Genomic DNA, 8273 nt, shown 5'->3' on the forward strand with positions numbered 1-8273 from the left:
ATGACGATTTCCGGACGTCCGACGCGGCAGATCGTTAACTGTGCCGTGGCACAATCCACCGTGATTTTTCGGCCTTCGGTTCCGCCGATGTCCTCGGCGTGTATTGCCAGTCCAGCACTTCGGAGGACGCGCCGCACCGCCGCGGCGTTGGCATCGCCGATCTGCAATTGACTACTGCAGGCAAACATTTGCGCCCCGCCGGCCATCTTGACCACCAGTCCTCGGCGCGCCGCCCCCCGTTCCTTCAACAGCTCGAGCATGTGCGGGATCGCGGTATCGGCGAATCGCCCGGGCGAGCCGCGCCGGCCGTTCGACTCGGGCAGCACGACGTGGGCCAGCACCCCCAACTTCGCCCGCGGGTCCACGATCGCGACGCCAATGCACGATCCCAACACCGAGTACAACTCGTGGGGATGGTTCGCGACCGAGATCATGCCCATGCCGACCGGCTCGCACTTGTAGCCGGCATCAACCAAGGTGATCATACGTCCTCTCCACCTTTCTCAAGGGGCACTCGAAGGGCTAGTGGCTGGAGATGGCCTGATCCATCACGTCGCGCAGCGCGGGGCCGGGTACAAACAACACCTGCGCATCGAGCGAGCGACCGGCGCCATGACGGAACGTCGTGCGCGCCACGAAGACCAGGTCCGCAAGCATGCCGTGCGGCAGCAGCACCTGTTCGACGACGCTCGCCCCGTAGTCCAGCACAAACTGCGGCGGTGTCGGCACCAATTGCTGCCCTAAATGTGCCGTCAGCGCGTTGAGATAGGCGCTGCCGAGAATGTTGCCCGTTTCCAACAACGCCGACTGATCCAGCTCGGACCATTCCTCTCCTTCACTCGTGGGCATGCCCGTCACCGCCGAACAAAGCAGGCGTCCATCCTGCTCGCCGAAGCAAAGGACGAAGTCGCCGGTCAGTTCGCCGGCAATGCTTAGCAGGATGACGACGGTGCGCTCTTCGCTCACGCCCAACTGGGCGGCGGCCTCTTCGAGCGGTGCCTCGTGGAGCTCTTCGAGCGAGAGGGTCACGGCGCCATTCGTCCAACGCTCGAGCGCGTGCGAGGCGGTGGCAGTCGCCATGCCAAACAGCTCGTTGAGCGACGGGAGATGGGCAGGAACGGTTGATGTTTGATTCATGAGCTTACTCGATGTCTCGAATCGTAGGATTGTTCAAGCGTAATGCGATGATCGTGCGCATGGCGCTTAGCGTCCCGTGGCGGCCATCTCGACGAGCGAGGGGACGTCCAGAATGAGAGACACTCGACCATCGCCCAGAATGCTTGCCCCGGCGATTCCCGACACGTTGCGATAATTTTCCGACACGGACTTGATGACGACATCCTGCTCTCCGAGCAGACTGTCGACGATGATCGCCAGTTCGCGTCCCTCGGAGCTGACGATGACCAGCGTCGTGGTGCCCGGCTCGTTGCGTTCCGCCCCCCGCGGCCGGTTCCAATCGAACGCCTCGAAGAGATCGACGACCGAAATGACGCGATTGCGCACATCGACCGTGAGCTGGCCATGCACGGTGGCGAACTGTCGCGTGGGAATGCTGACAATCTCGACCACCGACTCGATCGGGAGAGCGAAGACGTCGTTGTCGACCTCCGCCAAAAGGCTGGGCAAAATGGCCAGCGTCAGCGGCAGCTTGATCGTGAAGGTGGTTCCCACGCCGGGCGTGCTGTCGAGATCCACATGCCCGTTCAAATCCTCGATCGCCGAGCGGACGATGTCCATGCCCATACCTCGGCCCGAGATATCGGTAATCTGGCTGGCCGTGCTGAAGCCGGGCTCCCAGATGAGCTGGTAGATCTGTTGCGGCGAAAGCTTCTCGGCTTCCGCGGGCGAGATTAAACCCTTGCCGAGCGCCTTCTGCAGCAGCTTCTCGGGACGCAGACCGCCGCCGTCGTCTTTCACCTGCACCACGATGCAGTTGCCGCTGTGGTAGGCGTTCAGCGAGACGGTGCCGTAGGGGGTCTTGCCCGCGGCCTGGCGTTCGGCCGGCGACTCGATGCCGTGATCGGCCGAGTTGCGAATCATGTGGACGAGCGGGTCGCCGAGCTCATCGATCATCCGCTTGTCGAGTTCGGTCTTCTCGCCGTGAATCTCGAGGCGAATTTCCTTGCCGTTGGCGCGCGTAATATCGCGAATCACCCGCTTGAAGCGATTGAACAGTGGGCCGATCGGCACCATGCGCGTGTTCATGACGCTCTTCTGCAAGCTATCGGAGACGCGATCCAACTGATGAACGGCCTCCAGCAGTTCGTTCGCCTTGGCCCGCACCTCGGTCAGCCGTGCCACGTCGCGTTGGACTCCTTCGAGTCCGCTTTGAATGCGGCGCAATTGGCTGCGTACCAGGTCGGGGTTGGGCGCCATGTCTTGAGTTGCCAACTTGAGGTCGTTGTCGAGCCGGCGCACCGTGGCCACCACTTCGTTGATGGCCGTTGCCGATTGCTTGCGTGCCACTAGTTGCTTGAGCGATTCGCTGATCTGCGAAAACCGCGCCTTATTGATGACCAACTGCCCGACCAGATTCATCAGTTCATCCAACCGCTCGATATCGACACGAATCGTTTCGGCTGGCTTGCTCGCTTCGATAGCGCCTCCCTCGCCAGATTTCGGCGCCGTCTCTGAGTTGGTCGATTCCGTGCTACTGGCTCGTGCTTCACTGGCCGTTGCCTCGGCCGTCGCGGGCGCTGCCAATGGTGGTGTCCCTGGGGGAGTAAGACTCGCAGCAGGGCCCGGCCCCTCCTGCGCTGCCTTGCCAAACGCGCTGATCTCGAGTCGCTCGACTCCCGACACATGGACAAGTTTTCGCACGGTCTCGGGATCGCAATCGGTGACGATGCCGAAGGTGAGCCGATCCAGATCATCGATCTCGACCGCCGTCGACTCGGGGGGATCGGCGAAGAACAGCTCACCGATTTGCGACAGCTTCTCGTAGATCAAACGGGCTTTCATGCCGCGCAGTTGTTGCGTCGACGAGAAACGCACGTTTCCAATAATGCCGTGCTGGCCCATGGGAGCTTCCGCGGCAATTCGTTCGCAAAGCGCGGCAAAATCAGCCGTCTCGGCGGGCGGAACTGGCGCGGTTGTGGTCGCGCTCACTTCCTGGCCGTATCTCGACGCGGCAAAGCACGTCTGCAACTCGAGTACCAGTCGGCCAAAGTCATCGGCATGCGGTTTTCCTATCTTGATGCCATCAATGTAGCGTCGGAGACCGTCGACGCAGCCGAGCAGGCACGTGACGAGCTCGGGCATCAGTGGTTGCTGCTCGTCGCGCAGCGCCTGCAGCGTGTCTTCCATGAAATGGGCCAAGCGCGCGGCGCGCAACATGCCCACCGAAGCGGCACATCCCTTGATCCGATGGGCCAGCACGAGCAGGTCATTCACGGCCTGCGATTCGAGCGGACCGTTCGATTCGACCAAGGCGTCGGTCAGCGCGTCGAGCGCCGAACCGGTCTCATCGACGAAGATCTCGAGATACGCCGACGGCGCACTGTAATCATCCTCGATACCGGCCAGGGGATCCGTCTCGTCCGTTGTCGCGTCGGCTCTTTCCGAGGGCGGTCCGAGATCGGTCGTCGCGGAGACGTCGGACTCGCTCGCGGCAGAGTCGCTCGGCGCGTCGTGGCACGCGGCTAGCGCACTCTCGAAATCCGCCTTCTGCGAGGCGTCTTTCTCGACGCCGGCCTCGCGCAACGTCAAGGAAATGGCATGCACGATATCGTCGCAGGCCACCGTGGGCGTCGTGGGGTTTGTCAAGGAATCGACCATCAGCCGCAATCGGTCGACCGCCTGAAACACGTGTTCGACGATCTCCGAGGTCAACGGCAGTTGATCGTTGCGCGCCGCATCGAAGACATTCTCGATGCGATGGGTGAGGCCGTTGATATCGGCGAGCCCCATCATGGCCGACAGGCCTTTGATGCTGTGCGCCGAGCGGAACATCTCGTTCATGAGCGAGGCATCGCAGCGACGCGAGTCTTGTTGACCCAGGCTGCTGACCCACTCGTCGAGCTTCAACAGGTTATCGTTCAGGCTCGTCAGGTGTTCCTCGGATTCAGCGAGGAACTCACCGAGCATCGTTTCAAAGAATTCGTCAGCCATGATGATCTCGTCGGTCTAAGACTTCGCAGGAGGGGCGGCATTGCGGAACAACCACGACTCGACACGGGCCATGCCCTGGAGCAGATCGGAGACCCCCTCGGCAGGCCCGGTCACCAGATACCCGTCGGGCCGCAAGATGCGGCGAATGTTCTGCACCACCGGTTGTTTCGATTGCTTGTCGAAGTAGATCAGCACGTTCTTGAGAAAGATGAGATCGAACGGCTGCTCGGCCAACGGACCCAACAGATTGTGTTGGCGAAAACTGACCATTCCACGCAACACTTCCTTCGCACGGTAGGCCCCCTCGTCCGACACACGGGCGAAGAACTTGTCCCGTATTTCGGCGGGCACGAGTCGCATGGCCCGGGGAGAGAACACCGCGGCACGAGCCTCCTCGAGTGCCGAGAGCCCGATATCGGTGCCGAGAATCGTGATCGACCAGCGGGCGAAGTTCGGCAGCTTGTGGGCGATGCAGGCGGCAATCGTGAACGCCTCATCCCCCGTACTGGCCGCGGCCGACCAGATGCGCAGTTGCCGCCTGGCGTCTCCGTTCCCTGCCTGGGCGGCCACCTGGGGCAGGAATTGATCCTGAAACCAGCGCCACTGCGCTTCGTCGCGGAACAGGTAGGTTTCGTGGGTCGTGATCTCCTGCAAGAACGCATCCCATTCGGGATCCTTCGCGTTCAGACCGCGCAGATGCTTGAGGTAGGCCTCGTAATCGACCACGCCCGTGGCGCGCAAGCGCCGCCGGATGCGATTCGACATCAGCGAGGTCTTTTGCTCCGGAATACGGATGCCCGTGGTCCGGTAGATCACATCGATGTATTCGCGCATTTGTGCGGGAGGGATCTGCGATTGCGCGAGCGGGTCGATCAGGGAACTGGCCACGGGCGATTACCTCGAACATGCGATTCGCGGAACGGAGGGGGGGGATCGGCTCCTGCAACCACGCCGGCCAGACGCGCCGCACGCTGGCCGGCGTGTTGCAGGAACGATTGCTGACTAGTTGGCCAGAGCGAACTTGGACACGAGATCGCGCAGCGATTGAGCCTGGGCCCTCGTTTCCTCGGCGTTCGACGCCATCTGCTCGCTGGCGGCGGCCGACTGCTCGGTCACGTGGGCGATGCTCTGGATGGCGTTCGACACCTCGACGGCGTTGTTGGCCTGCTCGACGGTCGCCGTGGCGATCTCCGAGATCTTGCCTGCCGTGGCCTCGACACCCTGAATGATCTTCTGCAGGGCGACGCCGGTCTGCTCGCTGAGCGCGACCCCGTCCTCGACGCGTTGCGTCGATTCCTTGATCAGCGTGGAGATCTCCTTGGCCGCTTCGCTCGAGCGTTCGGCCAGCTTGCGCACCTCGTCGGCCACGACGGCGAAGCCCAAGCCATGCTCGCCGGCACGGGCGGCCTCGATCGCGGCGTTCAGGGCCAGCAGGTTCGTCTGGCTGGCAATCTCCGAGATCACTTGAATGATCTCGCTGATCTGGGCCGACGAGTTCTTGATGAGATCCATCGCCTCGACCGACTTCTGGACGGCGGCGCCACCTTCTTCGGCCAGGTCGCTCGTCTCTTTCGCTACCCGATCGGCATCGCCGGCGTTTTCCTTGACCGACTCGATCGAGCGGGCCAGTTCGTCGACCGAGGCACTCATCTGTTCTACCGAGGCGCTTTGCGTCTGCGTCCCGCTAGCCAGCGACTGGGCACTGCTGGCAATGACTTGCGAGCTCTCGGCAAACTGATCGCTGCTGGCGATGACCTGCTCGATAAGCTCATGAGTCTGGCGCTTGACTTCCGTCTCGCGCTCCTTCATGCGCACCTGCTCGGTGATGACGTTCCAGGCCACCATCGGGCCGATGTACTGCCCCTCGGCATCGAAGATCGCGCTGGCATTGAGCTGCAGGATCTCGGTGCCGACGTTAATCTGCGCTTCGTGCGGCAGATTCTTCGGATCGGCCAGCAACCGGCGCTGGTGGGCCGGATTCTTGTGGAACACGTCGTAACTGTTGCCGACGATCTGATCGACGCGCACCGGCAGCAGGTGCTCGATCGAACGCAGAGTGCGATCCGAGGACGGGTTCAAGTAGGTGATGATGCCGTCCTTGTTCGCCAGCATGATGTTGATCGGCGCATTCTCGACGATGGCCGTCTTCTCGGCGGCGGCGGTCTCGGTCTTGCAGCGCTCCGTCATGTCGATGGCATACTTCACGACCTTCACCGGCCGGCCGGTCTGATCGGAAATGGGGTTGTAGCGGGCATCGATCCAGACTTCCTTGCCCCCCTTGCCATACCGCTTGTAGAGGGCGGCCTGGTATTCGCCGCGATTCAGTTGCGCCCAGAAGTCGCGATAGGCCTGGCTGTGTCGATACTCTTCGTCGACGAACATGCTGTGGTGCTTACCCTGAATTTCATCCAGGCGATATCCCAGCGTGGTGAGAAAGTTCTCGTTCGCCGTGACGATCGTGCCGTCCAGGTTGAACTCGATGACGGCCAACGACTGGTCGACGGCGGCCAACTGTGCCTGCAACAGGATGACGTCGGTATCCGCGTTGGTTTTCTTCGGCTTGGCGGACTTGCTGGGCTTCTTCAGCACGGCGGTCGGTGACATGGGTTATGCTCCTGAAATCGAATGTGTACGTAAGGTGAAGGATTCGTTTCGCGCTCAGACGGCCGAGCGGGTCAGCGAGGTGGCAGGGGGATCCATTTGCACGAGCGCATCGACCGCTTCGCCTTCGGCCTGGCCGAGGATGTTGTCGATGTCGAGCAGAATGAGCAGGCGGTTCTCGCCCCTGACGAGGCCCGACAGATAGTCGTGGCCCAGGCCGGCGATCGTCGGCGGAGTCGGAGCGATCTGATCGTGATGAATTCGCAGGACTTCGCTCACGGCGTCGACCACGATGCCGATCGTCTTACCGGCTACATTGACGACCATGATCCGCGTCTCGTCGGTCGTCTCTTGCGGCTCCATGCCGAAGCGCAAGCGCAAATCCACGATCGGAATGACCATGCTGCGGAGATTGATCAAGCCGCGAATGTAGTAGGGAGTCTTCGGCATCCGCGTGATCTCGCCCACGAGGATGATCTCCTGAACTTTGGTGATCTCGATGCCGTACTCTTCTTGTGCCAGGCGAAAACTGACGAGTTGCATGGTCCCCGATCCGTTGCCTTGGGCACTTTTGTGCTGAGTCGATTCTTTGTGAAGCGCCGTGGACACGATTCGTCCTTTCACATTGGAAATATGAAGCCCTGCGAGCATTCCCGCGTTATCCGCGTCCTAACGTTCGCGTGAGTCAACCGGTGGAAGAAGCCTGCGAGGCCGACGACCTGCATGTACACCCAGGCACTTGCTTGCTACGCACGCTTGCTAGCGTCCCAAGCACGACGGTACCGGCGCCGAATACGAGGCCGAGCTTCGCGCCAACGCAGGATTGAATGCAGGACAAAGCGTTCATGTTGACGAGATCGATCGCCTTCGATAGCCGTAAAGTCGCCATGCGGTCGGCCGCAAGGTTCTTCCACCACAATGAATGGTTGTGAACGGTGAGTTGGCAAACCAGCGATCTCCGGAGCTCCTATAAGTAATCTCTTTAGATTCCCCGCTAGATGATCTGCGCAACTGGCAGGAATGAACGCAGCTTGGACGTTATCTGACCGATCTTGCCATTAGCACGGAACTTCTAGACACTGGATGAAAGAGCCTTGATGCTTGCCGTTCCGCGAGCCGATCGCGAGTCCACCGCGCTCCCTTGCGGGATCAAATGGACGCGTCCGTGCGGTATCGTGACCATGTCAACTTGAACGGACTCCCCACGTTTGCGGCAATCGCCGAGCCCTCGCAAGAGGGGCTCGCCATTGCTGCGCTTAGGGTGCATGTCAGCAAACCTCCCGCCTACTCAGCGCCAGGATCCACCGAAGGCAGATGCCTGCCGATCTCTCGACGTACGCCTCCAACAGGCGATTACGTTGGTCGGCATGACCGTCTGGGAATGGGATGTCGCCACGGGCGAATTTACCTATCTTTCGCCACACACTTTTCCATTCGAGAGGTCTGCGTCGCGACCCGGCTTGACTTCGTTCGACGCCCTGGAGATGGTTGCCGATGAGGAGTTGAGCGTCGTCACGCACGCGGCGCTGCAGGCGCTCGAACATGGCGTCGAAGTCCAGTGC

At 61.4% G+C, this 8273-nt stretch carries 6 protein-coding genes; all 6 read right to left on the bottom strand.

The window, feature by feature from the left end:
• On the bottom strand, nucleotides 1-485 hold a 485-nt coding region (locus KF708_24775; protein ID MBX3415919.1), incomplete at its 3' end, for a chemotaxis protein CheD.
• Nucleotides 486-522: 37 nt separating this feature from the next.
• Nucleotides 523-1137 carry a chemotaxis protein gene (locus tag KF708_24780; protein MBX3415920.1) on the bottom strand — a complete coding sequence of 205 codons (615 nt, stop codon included), beginning with the start codon at nucleotides 1135-1137 and terminating at the stop codon, nucleotides 523-525.
• A 66-nt stretch (nucleotides 1138-1203) separates the two neighbouring features.
• Complete coding sequence (locus tag KF708_24785; GenBank protein MBX3415921.1) at nucleotides 1204-4110, bottom strand: chemotaxis protein CheA; 2907 nt, start codon at nucleotides 4108-4110, stop codon at nucleotides 1204-1206.
• A gap of 15 nt (nucleotides 4111-4125) precedes the next feature.
• Nucleotides 4126-4944 carry a protein-glutamate O-methyltransferase CheR gene (locus tag KF708_24790; GenBank protein MBX3415922.1) on the bottom strand — a complete coding sequence of 273 codons (819 nt, stop codon included), beginning with the start codon at nucleotides 4942-4944 and terminating at the stop codon, nucleotides 4126-4128.
• Between the two features lie 168 nt (nucleotides 4945-5112).
• Complete coding sequence (locus tag KF708_24795; protein MBX3415923.1) at nucleotides 5113-6714, bottom strand: PAS domain S-box protein; 1602 nt, start codon at nucleotides 6712-6714, stop codon at nucleotides 5113-5115.
• Between the two features lie 54 nt (nucleotides 6715-6768).
• Nucleotides 6769-7362, bottom strand: coding sequence for a purine-binding chemotaxis protein CheW (locus tag KF708_24800; protein MBX3415924.1), 594 nt, complete (start codon nucleotides 7360-7362; stop codon nucleotides 6769-6771).
• Nucleotides 7363-8273 lie beyond the last annotated feature (911 nt).

The organism is Pirellulales bacterium (genome assembly GCA_019636335.1).
Lineage (GTDB): Bacteria > Planctomycetota > Planctomycetia > Pirellulales > JAEUIK01 > JAHBXR01.